Raw genomic sequence first — 17,484 nt, forward strand, 5'->3', positions numbered from 1 at the left:
GCTCAACCGATGTGCGCGCGAAGCCTGTCCCGGTGCCGGGCCAGCCAAAGCGCTGCCGTTACCAAAGGCATGTCCTGATAGGTATTCCTGTCCACCGCATCGATAAATTCAGAGAACGAAATGACTTTACTGCGGATGTCCTCGTGTTCACTGGCCAGCCCGCCGCCCCCTTCGACCGCATCAAGATCGGCAAGCCCCACAAAAATGTGAATGAATTCACCTGAAGCGCCGCTTGATGGATAGACCTCGGCCACACGCTCCAGCTGGGTGACGGCTACGCCCGCCTCTTCCTGTGCTTCGCGCCGGGCGGTTTCTTCCGGCGTCTCACCGGGATCGATCAGACCCGCCACCGGCTCCCACATCCAGGGGCGTTTTTCCCCGGCAATATAGGTCGCGGCGCGGAACTGCTCGATCAGCAGCACCTGATCGCGGACCGGATCATAGGGCAGAACCACCGCCGCCCGTCCAACCAGCGCCACGCCCCGGTTCACCACCGGGCTGAAGCTGCCATCGTAGCGGCGGAACTGCAGATCCATCTCTTCCATGGCGAAAAAATTCACATAGGCACGTTTGTGGCCGTGCACCCGCACATCCCGCGCCAGATCGTGGGCCGGATCCTCTGGCCGGGCCTGCGCCGCCAACCAGGACGCGGCGCGGCGGCGGATCGAGGGGAAGATCCGGGCGATCTCCTCAGCCGATTTGCAACCGCGCAGGTCCATGACCTCCTCGGCAGCGCGCAGTGACAGCGCGCCCCAGTCTGCAATCCAGCCCTCCAGATCCCAAAGCTCAGTGGTATCCCACATACCGGGCGCGGGGAAATATACCTCTGCATGCGCAGGCTCTCCCCCCTCCAGGCGCACCTCCACCTGTTTCAGCGCATAATCGAAACCGCCTTCATAGAAATTGAGCGCGTCGAGATCCTGCTGCGTCACACCGCGCAGCAGCAGCCCCGGCGCAGAGGCGCCTTCGCAGGCTTCGATGGCGGGAAAGGGCTGGCCCCTGACCTGCCGCACTTCATGATCTGCAAGCTGCGCCTGCCGCGCATCAAGACTTTCGGCGCTGCGTCCCAGAACGCATTCCAGCAGCGGCACATAGCGCAGCGTGCCGTATAAAAAGAGATCAGCCACAAGGCTCCCCCATTATGAAGTGAAAATTGACAGTCAGCGCCAGCGGTTGTGAGCGTTCTCGGTGGCGAGGCCCGCCAGAACCCCGCCGATCACCAGCGCCAGCAGGACATGCGGCACCGCCATAACGAAGAAATAGTCCAGCGAAATGGTGAAGATCGCAGTCAGCGCCTCGAACGGCCCGTCAAACCGGTGCCGCATGGCCAGCCGGAACATCTCCCAGACGCCCTGCACGAACAGCCCCCAGAACACCATCACCGCCATGCCGGTGATCCCGTTGTTGATGGCGGGCACCAGACCATGACCAGCCCGCCGCCCCATCAGGATCCAGCCACAGACAACCCCGATGGCCATGTTCACATAGGTGAAATAGCCAAAATCGGTACCCTCGGGCATCAGGGGCATGATCATGCCCGAAACAACAAAGGCAAGCAGCGCCATCGACAGGGCTGCGATCAGTCGTGCTCCGTTTGGCATCCCGGCGGGTTCCGTTCCTGTTGTGGCGGTCGCCCCCAAACGGCCACCGCATCCTGCATTGACCAGCAATTTCGCCGGTTCCCGCCTCGCAGACAAGGGTGCCGGGAACAAGTTCTGCCACCATGCGCAACTGGGCAACAAAGCTACCCTGCCCGGCGTCACTCAGCCTGCTTTCTGTCCGGCGCTACGGTGCTGCCCATAGGCCTCCAAAGCCCGCTCCCGCCCCGCTTTCAGATCGATCAGGGGCCGGGCGCGCATCTGGTCCGGGGACAGGCCCCAGCTGAGCGGCGCCGCATCAAAAAAGCTGGTGGCGCTTTGCGGCGGCGTGCGCTGACCTTCGGCCATCCATCGGCGGATATAACGGCGATCTGCATCGAACTTGTCGATCTGGCCTTCCGGATTGTAGATGCGGAAGAACGGCGCCGCATCCGGGCCAGAGCCCGCGGTCCATTGCCAGCCCATCGCATTGGCGGCCGGATCCCAGTCCACCAGACAATCCGCAAACCAGTCCATCCCGACCTTCCAATGCACCATCAGATGTTTGGTCAGGAAACTTGCCACGATCATGCGCGATCTGTTGTGCATCCTGCCGGTGACATACATCTCCCGCATCGCGGCATCGACAAAGTCATACCCGGTCTGCCCCCGCTGCCAGGCTTCCACATCCGGGGTGATCTCGCTGGACCAGCCAAAACCGTCCCATTCTGGCCGCCAGTTTTCCGTCAGGATCTGCGGGCTGTGATACATCAGGTGGTAGGCAAACTCGCGCCAGACCACCTCTTTCAGGAAATGTTCCGCGCCTTTCCCGCTGCCTGCCATCGCGCGCTGGCCCAGATGCCACATCCGGTGCGGGCTGATCTCACCCCATGCGAGGTTTTCCGACAGGTTCGAGGTTGCATCCTCGGCCGGGTAATCGCGGCGGTCCTTGTAGCGAGCGACAGCCGCTTCAAGAAACCCGTCCAGACGGTCCAGCGCCGCTTGTTCGCCAACATTGCAGTGCGCCCGCACGATATCGGCGCCGCGCCGCATCGCCGCGCCCATCTGCCAATCCGCCACCGCATCGCTGTCCGGCCAGCTCTCCGGCGCGGACAGCTTGCCCGGCTCGGGCAGCAAATCGGCGGGCTGGCGATCGCGAACGGCTTTCCAGAACGGGGTGTAGACCTTGAACATGCCCCCTGCCTTGGTCTCGACCGTCCAGGGTTCAAACAGCAGCCGCCCGCCTTGGGATTGTACAGCGATCCCGGAGGCCTTCAGATCTTCCTTGATCGCTGTATCCCGCGCGATGGCCTCGGGATCATAAAGCCGCGACCAGACGACGCTCCCTGCCCCGGTCTCATCAATCACCTGCCGCAGAACCTCTTGCGCATCGCCGCGACGGAAAATCAGCCGACTGCCGCGCGCGGACAGTGTTTCGGCGAGTTTCTCCAGCCCAAGGCCAAGACGGAATTTCGGAGCCGCGCCCAGCGCCTTGTCCTGCGCATCCAGAATATAAAGCGGGATGACAGGCGCGCCGCTGCGCGCCGCCTCCGTCAGGGCCGGGTTATCCGCAAGGCGCAGATCGCGCCGGATCCACCAGATCACCGGGGCATTGCTGGTCATATGTCTGAAAGTCCTGTGCTGCCATTCTCGTTACAGCACGCGATCTAGGGCCTCGATCAGCTGCGTCACCTCATTTTCGTTGGTGTAATGGGTAAAACTCATCCGAAGGACGCCCTGTTCCGGGTCCACCCCCATCGCCGAGAGCGCGCGCACCGCGTAGAAATCCCCGCCGCCCGCCATGATACCATGCCCGGCCAGTTCCTCTGCCAGCCCAGCGCCAGACCGGTTGACGGCAACAGCCACGGTCGGCGCGCGCACGGCGGCGTCGCTTGGCCCGATGAGGCGCAGATCGTTGCGGTCCTTCAGCGCATCCAACAGCGGTTGCAGCAGTTTGACCTCGTGGTCACGCATCAGATCGTGCACGAACCCGGCGCGCGCTGCCGCGTCTTCGGTAGGGCCGCCGTGATGATCGCACAGGGCGTCGATATAATCCGCCATACCGGCGCTGGCCGCGACCTGTGCGTGATCGGGTCCCGCAGGGGTGAAGCGCTTGTAGAGAACGTCGCCGTTGAAATAATGCGCCTGGTTCGGAAGGATTTCGCCCAGCGCACGGCGGATGACCATGATCCCCTGATGCGGACCATAGGTCTTATAAGCCGAGAACAGGTAAATGTCCGGTCCCAGCTCCCCGACGTTGGGCAGCCCATGCGGCGCGTAGGACACCCCGTCGACGCAGACAAAGGCCCCCGCTGCATGGCAAAGCGCGGTGATCTCGGTCACCCGGTTGATCTCTCCCACCACGTTCGAGCAATGGGGAAAGCAAACAAGGCGCACGTTTTCATCCAGCAGCGTCTCCAGATCCGCCGGATCCAGATGACCAGTGGCAGGGTCGATCTTCCATTCACGAACCTCAATGCCCTCTTCGGCCAGCCGCCGCCAGGGGCCGGTATTGGCCTCATGATCCTGATTGGTGACGATGATCGCCTCCCCCGGGGAGAGGAACTGCCGGAACGCCTGCGCCAGAACATAGGTGTTCTGCGTGGTCGAGGGGCCAAAGCTGACCTCATCGGTATCCACCCCCAGGATTGCTGCAAGCCGTTGCCGGGCCTCATCCATCTCTGCCCCGGCCAGGGTCGAGGCCTCGTAAGGCGCATAGGGCTGCACCTTGCGCTGGGTGTAATAGCGGGTCAGACGATCAATCACCGGCTTGCAGGTATAGGAGCCGCCTGCGTTCTCAAAGAAAGCCTGCCCTTGCAGCGTGGGTTCGGCAAAGGCCGGGAATTGCCCGCGTACAAAATCAATATCCAGCGCCATCTGTCATTCCCCTGCTTTTGTGTTCGCAAAAGGGATGCAGATCTTGCCGTGCAAGGTCAAGCGCCGGTACGCGGTGGAACCGTCCTGCAGCGTGAGGCGCCAGATGCGTCGCCAAAAGAAAGAGCGCGCAGTATCAGCCCTGCGCGCTCCCTTCGTCTCAGAAAAACGGTGTTTCCGTTACCCGTTCACATCCACCACGACGCGGCCTTTGACCTGCCCTTTGAGGATGTCTGCGCCCAGTTGCGGCAGTTCCTGCAGAGTTGCGGGCTGGATCATCGCTTCCAGCTTGTCCATCGGCAGATCGGTCGCGATCCGTTTCCAGGCGCGCAGGCGGTTGTCATAGGGCTGCATCACGGAATCGATACCCAGCAGGTTCACCCCGCGCAAAAGGAAGGGCACCACAGTTGCGGGCAGGTTCGCACCACCAGCCAGCCCCACCGCCGCAACGGAGGCACCGTATTTCATCTGCCCCAGCACCCGTGCCAGCATCGCCCCGCCAACCGCATCAACGCAGCCTGCCCAGGTTTCGCTTTCCAGCGGGCGTTTGACCGTCTCATTGATTTCTTCACGGGCCACGATCTGTGTCGCGCCAAGGCTGCGCAGGTAATCCGCGGTCTCTGGACGGCCGGTCACGGCCGCGACCTCATAGCCGAGATTAGCCAGAATCGCGGTTGCAACTGAGCCAACCCCACCGGCGGCGCCTGTCACCAGAACCGGACCGTGGTCCTTTTGCAGCCCGTGATCCTCCAGCGCCATGACAGCCAGCATGGCGGTGAACCCGGCGGTTCCCACTGCCATGGCCTGACGGGTTGTCAGCCCGTCGGGCAGCGGTACCAGCCAATCGGCGCGCACGCGGGCCTTTTGGGAGTAACCGCCCCAATGGGCCTCTCCCACGCGCCAGCCGGTCAGGACCACCTTGTCCCCCGCCTTGTAACGCGCATCCGAAGACGCCTCGACCGTACCGGCAAAGTCGATGCCGGGAATATGCGGGTATTTGCGGACCAGACCGCCACCAGGGCCGATGCAGAGCCCGTCCTTGTAGTTCACGGTGGAATAGTCCACCGCCACCGTCACCTCGGCCTCCGGCAGGTCATCAAGGCTGATCTCTTCGACCGCCGCAGATGTCTTTCCGGTGTCTTCGTCCTTATTCACGACCAATGCGTTGAACATCATGCTTCCCCTCGTTTCACATCCAGAATTTCTCGCGCACGGTGGCCGTGCGCATACCGTCGGGTGTTTCCACCTCAAGTCTTGAGCCCGCATCCCAATGAGTCATGCGGATCATGCCGATTGCCACATTGGTGCGGAAATCGGGCGACCAGGCCGCCGAGGAAATTCGCCCCGCCGGACGACCGCCTGCAAACACCGACCAGAACTGATCACAGGGTGGCACGGCATCCCCGTCGATGGCAATCGGGCGGATCTGCTGTACCGGCCCTTCCTTGGCGACCCGCAACAACGCATCCCGGCCGATACAACCAATCGCCGTATGGGTATTGCAGAACCGGCCCAGACCACATTCATGCGGCGTGTTGTCATCGGTCATGTCGTTACCGTAGCTGAGCAAGCCGCCCTCGATCCGTTCGATCAGGTTCGGACAGCCCGCGCGGACCTCAAGATCCTCACCCGCCTCGAACAGCTTGCGCCACAGCGGCATGCCAAATTCGCTGCCTTCCACGTAGATCTCGAACCCGCCCTGTTTGGAGTACCCCGAGCGCGCAATGACCAGATCATGACCCTGAAACTGATAGACCCCGAAGCGGAAGAAGCGGATATTGCGGATGCTTTCGCCAAAGACGCGCACCATCAGCTCCTCGGCCTTGGGCCCCTGCACGGCCAGCGGTGAGACATCTGGTTCATCCACCAGGACATCCAGACGCCAGCCATTGGCGATCCCCTTGACCCAGTAAAGAAGGTCGCTGTCCGCGATGGAGATCCACCAGCGGTCCTCGGCCAGCTTCACTGCCACGGGATCGTTCAGCATGCCGCCGGTTTCATCGACGATGGGCACGTAGAAACACTGGCCTGCCGTCATCCCGCGCAGATCACGCGGGGTCAGCATCTGCATCAGGCGCCCGGCATCAGGTCCGCGCAGTTCAACCTGGCGCTCACAGGCCACATCCCAGACCTGAACATGGTTTTTCAGATGATGGTAATCCGCCTCGACGCTTTCGAAAACCGTGGGCAGCAGCATGTGGTTGTAAACGGTGTAGGCGCGCACTCCGGCCTCTTCCACACCTTGGGAAAACGGGGTGCGCCGCAGCCGACGCGACGGTGAAATCAGTGCCATTGCAAATCCTCCCTGGCAAGGCGTGTTGCCCAGTAGCCTGCGGTCCTCCTCATCCTCACCGGAACAGGGTTTTTACGCTTCACCCAAGGGTCAGAAACCGCGACTCAACGCTTGCTCCCCAAATGTCAGACTTTTAAATGTCTGACAAATGATTTTTACAGCCCCTCACGATATGGTAATGACGCCGGATATCGACAGGACAGTATCCATGAAAATCGACCCTTCCAGTTCCGACGACCTCTCCGTGCAAATCGCGCAGGCGATCAAGGACGCCATTATCGGCGGCCAGCTGATCGTCGATGAACGGCTTCCTTCCGAGGCCGAACTGGCCGACCATTTTCAAGTGTCCCGCCCCACCGTGCGCGAGGCGCTGAAGCGTCTTGCGGCGCAATCGCTGATCCGCACCCAGCGCGGCGCCACCGGTGGCGCCTTCGTCAACCGATTGAGTTTTGAGGATGCCTACCCCCAGCAGGTGACCACCTCGACCCTGCTGCTGTCGATGAATGCGGTCAGTTTCGACACAGCCTGCGAAGCGCGTTATGCGCTGGAGCGCGCCTGCGCGCCCTTGTCGGCCCAGCGGCGCACAGCCGATCAACTGGCCACGATGCGGACCGAGATGTTCCGCCAGTCCCAGCCCGGCCTGACCGATGAAGCCTTCTGCGCCTCGGATGTTGCCTTTCACCGGGCGCTCGTCGATGGCGCGGGCAATCCGGTCCTGTCCTATCAGCTGGCTGGCGCAGTCGAGGCGATGCAGCCGCTGATGAACATGATCACTTTCACCGCAAGGGACCGTGCACGTATCGTGGATTTGCACGGACGCATCGCGGATGCCATCGAATCCGGTGACGGCACCGCTGCCAGCGAAGGCCTCAGTGATCTGGAAAAGGAAACGCGCAAGCTGGCCTCGGATGTCTTTGCCGCACGTGCTGCGGCGGTCTCTACCTGACGCCTGATCGCAGGTAATTCGGCCCAGAAAATTCGCACTGTCTATCCGATTTGCCCCTTTAACTCCGCCCGGTCAGCACCTATGTTCTCACTGTTCCCTCGTGGAACTATGGACATAAACGCGCTCGTAATAAGCGGATCGGACCCGGGGGCGGTACCCGGCGGCTCCACCATATATCCTTCGTTTGGGGATCATGGGGCCGAAACAGGATCGACGAACGTCTAAAGGGGTTAGCTTTGTCTCGGCTGTCTGCCACCGTTATCGGCGAAACTAGTACAATTGCAAACGACAATCGTGCTCCGGTTGCTCTGGCTGCGTAAGCAGTTCGAGTCGAACCGACTTTAAGTCCTAGCGCCTAGCCGCGTTAGGCGGGGTTCGCAGGTACCTGGCAACAGAAACCTGCACTTTTCCCCAGCTTTCTCAACGATCACAGGCACCCGTATAGGTTTTATTCAGACTCTGGGCGCATCCTATGCGCAAGACGGAGAACTGTGATGACCAACGCTCAACGCTTGCGAAACTGGTATACCGAGGTCTGGGAAAAAGGAAACCTGGACGCGATCACAGATTTCATTGCACCGGACACCATCGCCAAGGGAATCGTTCCTGAAATGCAGATGGGAATCGATGATTTCCGAGACCTTATCATGACCTTTCAGGCCCAGGTCGGGCGGTTTGAAGTGGACCTGCCCAAGGTGATCGCCGAAGGCGACTGGGTTTCAGCCTTTCTCGTCGTGCGCACCTCAAGAACCGACACGGGCGCCCCGCTTGAGGTTTCAGGGCAGGTCATGGCCCGGTTCGAAAACGGCAGAATCGCCGAAGCCTATAATCACGTCGATTATATCTGCCTGCTGGAGCAAATGGACCTGTTGCCGCCCGACACGATCCCGATCTGTATGACCGGGCAGCGGCTCGACTGGGTCAGACAGACACCCCACAGCCTCGCCACGGCGCATTAGACCGCCAGCCTCGCAAACAAGCTCAACCCTACTCTTTCTCACTAGAAAACATACACACGTAAAAGTGGTTGATTCGCAGCCACAAGCCCTCTCGACTTCACTGTTGGTAACAAGTACCGGATTGACACTTCAACTCTGACCAACCGAGACCCCAACGAATGACTCATCAGACAGGCAGCGTTCTTGAGACTGTAAAGCAATGGTTTCACGAGCTTTGGGAAGAGGCGGATACGGCCGCCATAAATGCCCTCTCCAATTCTGGCACCACGATGCAGGGAGCGATATCAGAGCTGGCTGCGCCACAGAACTATGGCGAAGTGGTCACCGCGTTGAATGACCTGCTAAAGAATATTCACTTCGAATACGCCTATCCTGTCGAGCAGGGGGAGTGGGTTGCAGTAAAGTTGATCGTGCAGGCGCAATCCGCCGCAACTGGGGATGACGTTCGCTTTACCGGGCAGATCATCGCCCGGGTCAAAGAAGCAATAGTGACAGAACTTATTGCAACCATAGACTACATGAAGATGTTCGAGCAGCTTGGCCAGTTGCCCGAGGATTCCCTCCCGATCTGCCTCACAGGCGAACAATTGATCTGGGCTCAGTAATCCCTCCACAGACTAAGCTAGTTTTTTCTGTCTCCGCGGGCGCGGCTGCCCTATAGGCATGCAAGACCCTGCCCCGATCAGCCGCGGAGATCGACTTGTCTGCCAGCTTCACGCCCGACCGCCCGGATTTTCGCGATCTGTTCCGCGTTTTCCTTCGTATCGGCCTGCTGAGCTTTGGCGGCCCGGCCGCCCAGATCGCACTGATGCATCGCGAACTGGTGGAGCAGCGCCCCTGGCTGAGCGAAGATGAATTCCTGCGCGGTCTCTCCTTCTGCATGCTGCTGCCCGGCCCCGAAGCGATGCAGCTGTGCACCTATACCGGCTGGCGCCTGCGCGGCACCTTTGGGGGGATTCTGGCCGGATTGCTCTTTGTGCTGCCCGGCGCCGCAGTTATCGCCGCATTGGTCTGGCTTTACGCTGCCTTTGGCACCGTGCCGGGGGTTCAGGCCGCCTTTGCCGGGATCAAGGCAGCGGTCATCATCGTGGTTCTGCAAGCCCTGTGGCGGCTCAGTAAGAAGGCCCTCAGCAAAGGCTCCGACTGGGCCCTCGCCGGACTTGGCTTTGTCGGATTGTTTTTCCTTGGCCTGCCCTTTCCCGTTGTCGTCCTGGGCGCAGGTCTGTTTGGTCTTGTGAAAGGCCAGGCACCGGCAGCGGCACCGGCAGAAGTCACAAAGGGACACGGGTCACAATCGCCGCTGCGGGTCGCTGCCTTCTGGAGCATTCTCTGGCTGACGCCGCTGGCACTGCTGCATTTTTCCGGCTTCGGCTTTCTGGCAGACATTGGCTGGTTCTTTGCCAAACTCGCCGTGGTAACCTTTGGCGGCGCCTATGCGGTGCTCGCCTATATGAGCCAGACCGTGGTCGAGCAGCATGGCTGGGTCACCGCCGGGCAGATGATCGACGCGCTGGGTCTTGCAGAAACCACCCCCGGACCGCTGATCCTGGTCACCCAGTTCATCGCAATGCTGGCCGGGCTGACGACCGGCGGGATGCCCGTGTTCCTGGCTGCCGGGGCGGTGGCCCTCTGGGCGACCTTCGTGCCCTGCTTCCTGTGGATCTTTACCGCCGCCCCCTATGTGGAGCGCCTCTCGCGGCATCCCCGCCTTGGCAGCGCGCTAAAGGCGATCACCGCTGCGGTTACCGGTGTCATCCTCAACCTGTCGGTCTGGTTCCTGCTGCACGTCCTGTTCCGCGACCTGCCGCAGACACAGGTCGGGCCGCTGTCCTTTGTGGTGCCCGACTGGAGCAGCCTTGACGCCGAGGCGCTGTTTCTCACAGCAGTGGCAGCGGGCGCGACCATCGCGCTGCGCGGGCGGCTGCTCTGGCTTCTGGCGCTTATGGTTGTGGCGGGGCTCGCAGTTGCGGCTGCACCCGATCTGCTGCTCCCGTAATCCCTGTGCCAGAGCGGAAAACGCCCCCTTCGTTCCGCTGTTTTTTTGACAAATCGGTCCCGGTAACTATTTCGTTTCCCGGAGAATCCCCTATGCTGGGGAAAAGAAAAAGGGGTCTCAGCGTGTCCCGAGAAATCGACTACGGTAACCTGATGCATTCCGCCATGCGCGGCCTGATCCGCACCGTCCTGCAGGATGTGGCGGACAACGGTCTGCCCGGCAATCATCACTTCTTCATCACCTTTGACACCCGTCATCCCGATGCCCAGCTTGCCGACTGGCTGCGCGAACGCTACCCGGAAGAAATGACCGTGGTGATGCAGCACTGGTATGACAATCTTGCCGTCGATCAGGATGGCTTTGCCGTAACGCTCAATTTCGGTGAAACGCCAGAGCCGCTCTATATTCCTTACGACGCGATCAAAACCTTCGTGGACCCCTCCGTCGAATTCGGCCTGCGGTTCGAAACCGCCGAGGACGACGTCGAGGACGAACAGCCCGAAGACACCACCGCGCCCGAGGAAGATACGACCACGGACGAGACGGCGGAGAAAACCGACGCCGAGGTGGTATCGCTGGACAGTTTCCGCAAGTAACCGCCGGTCGCGGCCCGCCGGATCACCAAAAACCCAGATCGCGAAATACGGCTAAACCTTTTGCGCGTCGCGGGTGGCGTTTTTTTCAGACACCCCAAATAAGGCCTTTGTCCGTTTAAACGATCAGCAGTCGGCGCGGCGTTAGTCCTGACGTTTCAGAAAGGTCGAAACCATCCGGGTCGGCTCACCATTGCGATGGACCACATACTTCAGGTCCAGCCCCCCTTTGACCAGGGTGCGGTCGTATTGCTGCATCTCGTAATCGCCGTTCGGCGCGATGAACATTGAAAACACCGTAAAGGTATCTCCGGCAATCCGGCTCCACACGTAGGGATCGCCTTTCATCGGATCCATCTGGACGGCATGGCCAAAGACGTTCTGCTCCATCGCAGCGGCAAAAATGCCCGACCGATCGCTGTCCACGAAACTGATCTCATAGGTTTTTGCCTTGCGGTTGCCGCCCCCTTTGATGGTGACGGTGCTCCATTTGACGGTAAATCCCTTCTTGGCCTCAGCAATCGTCACGCTCATGTCCCGCAGCTCGCTCTCGCCGTTGGCATGGGTGACGATCACCGACCCGGTGTAGGCCCCGACAAACGGCGCGATATCCGCAATAGCCGCCTGCGCAAGCAGCAGAACTGCGGCACAAAACATCGCAGCCTGAAGCATGACCCAGCGGAGCCATGCCACACCGTCACGTACGGCCGGAAACGCCCTGACGCGGGCAACGGCTGATGGACTGGAGGGGGCAGAGTAATCGGGCACTGGCGTTCCTTGTCTACAGATGTGCGAAAGTATCTTCCGGTGACTTTAGCTTATTTCAGGGCGCAGGCAATCCGGCGCGCCCATTTGTCCCTATACCCGCGCGCGCGTTTCCCTATGATGCGCGCAACTGGCCGATTGCGCCTGACCCGGGCGTCGGCTAAACGGCATGCAATGGCATACGAGACGGAGAGAGACAAGATGTCCGATACCCGCACCGAAACAGACAGCTTTGGTCCGCTGGAAGTTCCTTCCGACAAATACTGGGGCGCACAGACGCAGCGTTCGATCATGAACTTCCCCATTGGCTGGGAAAAACAGCCCGTCGCCATCGTGCGCGCGCTGGGCGTGATCAAGAAAGCCTGCGCCATGGCCAACAAGGCCTCTGGCAAAATGGACGCCAAGATCGCCGATGCGGTGATCCAGGCCGCCGGTGAGGTGATCGAAGGCAAGTTCGACGACAACTTCCCGCTGGTTGTCTGGCAGACCGGCTCCGGCACCCAGTCGAACATGAACTCGAACGAGGTGATCGCCAACCGCGCGATCGAAATCCTCGGCGGCGTTATCGGCTCCAAGGATCCGGTTCACCCCAACGATCACTGCAACATGGGCCAGTCTTCGAACGACACATTCCCCACCGCGATGCATATCGCCACCGCCATGTCAGTGCGCGACGTGCTGGTGCCGGGCCTGACCAAACTGGCCGAAGGTTTGGAAAAGAAGTCCGAAGAGTTCAAAGACATCATCAAAATCGGCCGCACCCACACCCAGGACGCGACCCCGCTAACATTGGGCCAGGAGTTCTCTGGCTACGCGCATCAGATCCGTCAGGGTCTGGCACGGGTCGAGGCCGCGATGCCCGGTATCTATGAGCTGGCACAGGGCGGCACCGCCGTCGGCACCGGGCTCAATACCCAGAACGGCTGGGGCGAGACCGTAGCGGCCAACATGGCCGAGATCACCGGCCTGCCTTTTGTCACAGCACCGAACAAGTTCGAGGCACTGGCCGCGCATGACGCCATGGTGTTCCTGTCCGGCGCCCTCGCGACCATCGCAGGCAGCTGCTACAAGATCGCAAACGACATCCGCTTCCTCGGCTCTGGTCCGCGTTCGGGTCTGGGTGAGCTGATCCTGCCGGAAAACGAACCTGGTTCCTCGATCATGCCGGGCAAGGTGAACCCAACACAGGCTGAGGCGCTGACACAGGTTGCCGCCCATGTCATGGGCAACGACGCCGCGATCAAATTCGCTGGCAGCCAGGGCCATTTTGAACTGAACGTCTACAACCCGATGATGTCCTACAACCTGTTGCAGTCGATCCAACTGCTGGGTGATGCGGCGGACAGCTTTACCGAGCGGATGCTGATGGGCATTCAGGCGAACGAGCCCCGCATCGAAAAGCTGATGAAAGAGTCGTTGATGCTGGTCACCGCACTGGCGCCGACCATCGGCTATGACAACGCCACCAAGGTCGCCAAGACCGCGCATAAGAACGGCACCACCCTCAAGGAAGAAGCCATCGCGCTCGGCTTTGTGGATGAAGCGACCTTTGACGCCGTGGTGCGCCCCGAAGACATGATCGGGCCCAAGGCCTGATGGCGGAACCGGTCAATCTGAACCGGTTCAGAAAACAAAAAGCGCGGGCCGACAAAAAGGCCCGCGCTGATGCCAACGCTGTGAAATTCGGCCGCAGCAAGGCCGAAAAGCAGCTTGACCGCAGTCGGCGTGACAAAAGCGACCGCCAACTTGACGGTCACAAGTCCGAAGAATGAGCAACCGTCCCAAGAAACACTCCCTGACCCTGCGCGGGCACCGCACCTCGGTCTCACTGGAGGATGAATTCTGGACTGCCTTCCGCGCCATAGCCGCCAAGGAAGGCCGTGCAATCAACGACTTGGCTGCCGACATTGATGAAGAACGCGGAACAGAATGCGGGCTGGCCTCGGCCATCCGCCTGTACGTTCTGCGCCACCTGCAGGCGCATCAGACCGGGGACTGATCCCGCCGCTCCAGCCGCAGCCAGATCCCATTCTTTGCCCGCACCGTCAGATGGGCAACCGGCACAGGCTCCTTGCCTACCACCGGCGCCACCCGGAAATGGCGCAGCAGCATCGACAGAATCAACGGCCCTTCGACCATGGCAAAGCCAGCACCGGTACAGACACGAGGACCAGCCGAGAACGGCATATAGGCTTCGCGTTGACACTTTTTGCCATTCTCGGTTTGCCAGCGCTCCGGATCAAAGCCATCCGGGTTGTCCCACAGCCGTTCGTGGCGATGCAGGTGCCAGGGGCTGAGCACCAGTTGCGACCCTTTCGGCACTTCGCGGTCGCGGAAGTGTTCGGGGCAAGTCGCCTCGCGTACCATCATCGGCACCGGCGGATAGAGCCGCAGCGCCTCTCGGAACACATCGCGGCTGATGCGCAGGCGGGATACTGCGGCGAAACTGTCGTCCTCAAGCGCGGCGGCTTCCTCGGCCACCCTTTCCTGCCACTCCGGATAAATCGCCATCAGATAAAGCGTCCAGGCCAGCGCCGAAGCACTGGTTTCATGACCGGCCAGAAAGAAGATTGCCACCTGATCGACCATTTCCTCGGTCGAAAAGCGCGCCCCGGTTTCCGGGTCGGCAGTGGTCATGATCTTGGTCGCAAGGTCCTGCGGCGCGGTTCCGGCAGCGATTTCGGCTGCGCGCTCATCCGTCAACTGGGTAATCAGGGCGCGAATTCGCGTAGCATTTTCCCGCGTTCCCTTGCGAAAGAAACGCGGCATCCAGCGCGGCACCGGTACAAAGGCGGCGAGATTCAGGATTGGCTGGCTGCGCTGGTAGTCCCGGAAGCGGGAAAATACCTCGGCGGCAACCTCGTGCTCGATGGGGATGGAAAACAGCGTGCGAAAAATTACATCCGCCGCCACATGCGAAGTGACTGCTTCGATCTCCACCTCCCCCTCCTGCCCCTTGAGGCGCGCGGCAGCGGCTTCGGCAGCGGCACGCATCGCCGGGAAGGTCTCTTTCAGACGCCCGCCTTCGAATGCCGGGTCGATGATCCGGCGCTGGCGCTTCCAGACTTCGCCGTTGGTCAGGAACACCGAATTACCCAGCAGCGGCTTCAGCCCCTCGCTGATCCGGTCCGATTTCGGGAAATCGTCCGGGCGGTCCTTCAGCACGGTTTTCACCAGATCCGGCTGATTCAGCAGGAAGGACCGGAAGAAGGGCGTGCGAAACTCCGCCATCCAGGCCCGGTAAAGCCGCGCGGGCTGCGCCGACAGGATGTCCTTGCGAAACAGCCTCACATAGCGCCAGAGCGATACTTTGTCGGCGCGCGCGGGTGGTTTGGGTGGCAGGGGCGTCATGGCGATGACACCGAGGTATAGCCCGAGGTCGGCGCCTCGATCCGGGATTTCGACGCCGACCGCCCCTCGTAACGCTCTGCCAGCGTGATGGGGCCTGCGGTGATCTGAAAGTAGTCATAGTCACCGGGCCGGTCAAAGGCGCAGAGATACTGAAAATGCAGCCGGAAGAACCGCCAACGCAGCTCTTTCCAGCGCTCAGGGCTCAGCGTTTGTGTAAAGGCTGCCGAAACGACCAGTGGCCAGCGTTTTTCATCTGGTGCAACGCCGCTGACGCAGACCGGATCGCACAAGGCAAAGGCGCAGCCATCCCCAGGCGCGCTGACATCTACCCAGGAAAGTTCCGGACTGACCGACAGATACCGCAGATCGCCGCGCAGCCGGTCGGCCTTTGGCAGGAAGGAAACCATCGGCACCACCTGACCAAGGCTGAGAAACCCCAACGCCGGGCGCGCCGCGGGCAACCCTTCGCGCAACAGATCCGCAAGCACCGAAACACCAACATGGGCGCCGGATGAGTGGCCAACGACCAAAACCTCATCCACTGTATTCTCTTCGATGGCACGGCGGATCAGCTGCCGGAACTCCGCCATGCGGGCCTCCAGCTCGGGCGGGTTGGCCCCGCGCGAGGATGCGGAATAGGCGTAATCATGCATCAGGTAATAGGCAAAGAGCTTGCCATCGCGCGCCTTGAACCAGCGCAGCAGTGCAATCGCAGTTAAAATCAGCGCCGCAATGAATACCACCGCGCCGATGACCGCCGCTGTCTGAGGCCCGGCCACGGAGTTGAGTGCCCATTGTGCGAGCCAGTCGATTGCACCGCCGACAACAGCCCCCAACGCCAGCGCCAACAACAATTGCAGCAGCAGCATGCCCACCGGATAAAGCGCCGCAATCACCGGCCCCTTGCGCAGACGCATTAGGCGGAAAAGCGCGCCGGTCGAAATATAGGTCCAGGCGGTCCGCGACAGTTGCAGATAGGTCGCCGGGATGGAGGCCGCCATGCTGCCCCGCACGATGTCGGACCAGACCAGAACCTCTACATCGGCCGTCACCTCGGTCCCGTCGATCTCGGCCTCTACGTGCCAGCCATAGGGGCCGTCAGCCTGTTTGGGGCGCTGCGAGATCTGGTAACCGGAGATCGCCGCCTGGGCGGCGCTTTCGCTGCGGTAAAGCTCGCGATAGCGGCGGGGGTGGATGGGATCGTAACCGGGGATGTAAAAAACCTGTCGGCGGCGCACTGTTGCACCGCCGATGGATTGATCGCAGTCCTGCCTTGCCGTTCTGCCCATTCCGGCCTCATCCGATTTCACTCGAGATTAGCGGCGGATCTGGGCAAGAGTAAGACCCCGGCGGCGGCTCTTAGCCAAGTGTTGCAAGCGCGGGGAATGTTTCCAGCAGCCACCAGGAGAAGGTGGAGAACAGACCGGTCACCAGCATGATCCCAACCACCAGTAGCAGGCCGCCCATCACTTTTTCGATGAGCCCCATGTGGCGCTTCATCCGGTTCATCAGTGCCATTGAGCGGTTAAGGAAGATCGCCGCCAGTAGGAAGGGAACGCCCAGTCCAAGCGCATAGACGCCGAGCAACAGCGTTCCGCGGCTGACCGAGGCCTCAGAGGCCGCCAGCGACAGGATCGCGCCCAGCTGCGGGCCGATGCAGGGCGTCCAGCCAAAGGCAAAGGCGAGACCAAGCACATAGGCCCCGATGGCGGACCCACCGGATTCACCCGCTTCCATCCGTGCTTCGCGGTCGAGGATCGGAATGCGGAAGACCGACAGGAAGTGCAGGCCAAAGACGATCACGACAACGCCGGAGACCTTGGCGAACAGCTCCTGATTTTGCAGGACGAAGGCGCCAAAGGCCGAGGCGGTGAACCCCAGCAGCAGGAACACCGTCGACAGCCCCAGCACAAAGAACAGTGCCGAGACGATCACCTTGCGCCGGGCGGTTGCCGTGCCTTGCATCTCTCCGATGGTGACGCCGCTCATATAGGCCAGATAGGGCGGCACGATCGGCAACACACAGGGCGACAGAAAGCTGATAAGACCAGCCGTCAGCGCCACGAACATGGCAGGAATCAGTCCTGCGTCGATGATTTCAATTCCAAACATAGCTCTCACTTAATCCAG

At 61.1% G+C, this 17,484-nt stretch carries 18 protein-coding genes and 1 other RNA gene; 9 read left to right on the forward strand and 10 right to left on the reverse strand.

The features are described from left to right. Positions 1-2 precede the first annotated feature (2 nt). From AC5SSZ_RS07930 to AC5SSZ_RS07955, 6 genes are all read right to left on the reverse strand, one after another. On the reverse strand, positions 3-1,127 hold the full coding sequence (locus AC5SSZ_RS07930) for an NUDIX domain-containing protein (protein ID WP_495437795.1): 1,125 nt from the start codon (positions 1,125-1,127) through the stop codon (positions 3-5). A gap of 33 nt (positions 1,128-1,160) precedes the next feature. After that, positions 1,161-1,601, reverse strand: a complete 441-nt coding sequence (locus tag AC5SSZ_RS07935; RefSeq protein ID WP_065273832.1) for a TrgA family protein — start codon at positions 1,599-1,601, stop codon at positions 1,161-1,163. Positions 1,602-1,763: 162 nt separating this feature from the next. After that, entirely contained in the window at positions 1,764-3,200 is a 1,437-nt protein-coding gene (locus tag AC5SSZ_RS07940; protein ID WP_495437796.1) for a cryptochrome/photolyase family protein, read from the reverse strand. A gap of 30 nt (positions 3,201-3,230) precedes the next feature. Further along, complete coding sequence (locus AC5SSZ_RS07945) at positions 3,231-4,454, reverse strand: aminotransferase class V-fold PLP-dependent enzyme (protein ID WP_495437797.1); 1,224 nt, start codon at positions 4,452-4,454, stop codon at positions 3,231-3,233. 177 nt (positions 4,455-4,631) lie between these two features. Next, a complete protein-coding gene (gene acuI / locus AC5SSZ_RS07950) occupies positions 4,632-5,624 on the reverse strand; it encodes an acryloyl-CoA reductase (protein ID WP_495438325.1) in 993 nt (330 codons plus the stop codon). Between the two features lie 16 nt (positions 5,625-5,640). After that, the gene (locus tag AC5SSZ_RS07955; protein WP_274827979.1) at positions 5,641-6,744 is read right to left on the reverse strand and encodes a dimethylsulfoniopropionate demethylase; all 1,104 of its coding nucleotides are present in this window, start codon (positions 6,742-6,744) and stop codon (positions 5,641-5,643) included. A gap of 208 nt (positions 6,745-6,952) precedes the next feature. Between AC5SSZ_RS07955 and AC5SSZ_RS07960 the strand changes: the two genes are divergently transcribed. The 6 genes from AC5SSZ_RS07960 to AC5SSZ_RS07985 all read left to right on the forward strand — a co-directional run bounded on the left by AC5SSZ_RS07960 (position 6,953) and on the right by AC5SSZ_RS07985 (position 11,241). Beyond that, the gene (locus tag AC5SSZ_RS07960) at positions 6,953-7,690 is read left to right on the forward strand and encodes a FadR/GntR family transcriptional regulator (protein WP_065273400.1); all 738 of its coding nucleotides are present in this window, start codon (positions 6,953-6,955) and stop codon (positions 7,688-7,690) included. 53 nt (positions 7,691-7,743) lie between these two features. Then, positions 7,744-8,096: a transfer-messenger RNA gene (ssrA, locus tag AC5SSZ_RS07965) on the forward strand. A gap of 88 nt (positions 8,097-8,184) precedes the next feature. Beyond that, positions 8,185-8,649, forward strand: coding sequence for an ester cyclase (locus AC5SSZ_RS07970; RefSeq protein WP_274833901.1), 465 nt, complete (start codon positions 8,185-8,187; stop codon positions 8,647-8,649). A gap of 158 nt (positions 8,650-8,807) precedes the next feature. Continuing rightward, positions 8,808-9,254 carry an ester cyclase gene (locus tag AC5SSZ_RS07975; RefSeq protein WP_065273398.1) on the forward strand — a complete coding sequence of 149 codons (447 nt, stop codon included), beginning with the start codon at positions 8,808-8,810 and terminating at the stop codon, positions 9,252-9,254. Positions 9,255-9,343: 89 nt separating this feature from the next. Continuing rightward, entirely contained in the window at positions 9,344-10,645 is a 1,302-nt protein-coding gene (gene chrA, locus AC5SSZ_RS07980; RefSeq protein ID WP_495438326.1) for a chromate efflux transporter, read from the forward strand. Positions 10,646-10,767: 122 nt separating this feature from the next. Continuing rightward, a complete protein-coding gene (locus AC5SSZ_RS07985; RefSeq protein ID WP_274833897.1) occupies positions 10,768-11,241 on the forward strand; it encodes an SspB family protein in 474 nt (157 codons plus the stop codon). A 141-nt stretch (positions 11,242-11,382) separates the two neighbouring features. Here AC5SSZ_RS07985 and AC5SSZ_RS07990 read toward each other — a convergent pair whose 3' ends face one another. After that, positions 11,383-12,006, reverse strand: a complete 624-nt coding sequence (locus AC5SSZ_RS07990) for a hypothetical protein (protein WP_495437798.1) — start codon at positions 12,004-12,006, stop codon at positions 11,383-11,385. A 198-nt stretch (positions 12,007-12,204) separates the two neighbouring features. On the opposite strand from AC5SSZ_RS07990, the gene fumC reads away from it, so the two are divergent. From fumC to AC5SSZ_RS08005, 3 genes are read left to right on the forward strand one after another with little or no spacing between them, the layout of a single operon-like run. Then, on the forward strand, positions 12,205-13,599 hold the full coding sequence (gene fumC, locus AC5SSZ_RS07995) for a class II fumarate hydratase (RefSeq protein ID WP_274827975.1): 1,395 nt from the start codon (positions 12,205-12,207) through the stop codon (positions 13,597-13,599). Beyond that, positions 13,599-13,775 carry a DUF4169 family protein gene (locus AC5SSZ_RS08000; RefSeq protein WP_347509858.1) on the forward strand — a complete coding sequence of 59 codons (177 nt, stop codon included), beginning with the start codon at positions 13,599-13,601 and terminating at the stop codon, positions 13,773-13,775. The genes fumC and AC5SSZ_RS08000 overlap by 1 nt, the downstream gene beginning before the upstream one ends. Continuing rightward, a complete protein-coding gene (locus tag AC5SSZ_RS08005; RefSeq protein WP_065273393.1) occupies positions 13,772-14,002 on the forward strand; it encodes a ribbon-helix-helix domain-containing protein in 231 nt (76 codons plus the stop codon). Before AC5SSZ_RS08000 ends, AC5SSZ_RS08005 begins: the two co-directional genes overlap by 4 nt. Here AC5SSZ_RS08005 and AC5SSZ_RS08010 read toward each other — a convergent pair. The 3 genes from AC5SSZ_RS08010 to AC5SSZ_RS08020 form a co-directional block, all read right to left on the reverse strand. After that, positions 13,987-15,354 carry a cytochrome P450 gene (locus AC5SSZ_RS08010; RefSeq protein WP_495437799.1) on the reverse strand — a complete coding sequence of 456 codons (1,368 nt, stop codon included), beginning with the start codon at positions 15,352-15,354 and terminating at the stop codon, positions 13,987-13,989. The genes AC5SSZ_RS08005 and AC5SSZ_RS08010 overlap by 16 nt on opposite strands. Continuing rightward, a complete protein-coding gene (locus tag AC5SSZ_RS08015; protein ID WP_495437800.1) occupies positions 15,351-16,643 on the reverse strand; it encodes a hypothetical protein in 1,293 nt (430 codons plus the stop codon). The genes AC5SSZ_RS08010 and AC5SSZ_RS08015 overlap by 4 nt, the downstream gene beginning before the upstream one ends. Before the next feature lie 70 nt (positions 16,644-16,713). After that, positions 16,714-17,466: a cytochrome c biogenesis CcdA family protein gene (locus tag AC5SSZ_RS08020; RefSeq protein ID WP_495437801.1), complete on the reverse strand. Its 753-nt coding sequence runs from the start codon at positions 17,464-17,466 to the stop codon at positions 16,714-16,716. Positions 17,467-17,484 lie beyond the last annotated feature (18 nt).

The organism is Phaeobacter sp. CC-HEC084, assembly GCF_059429255.1.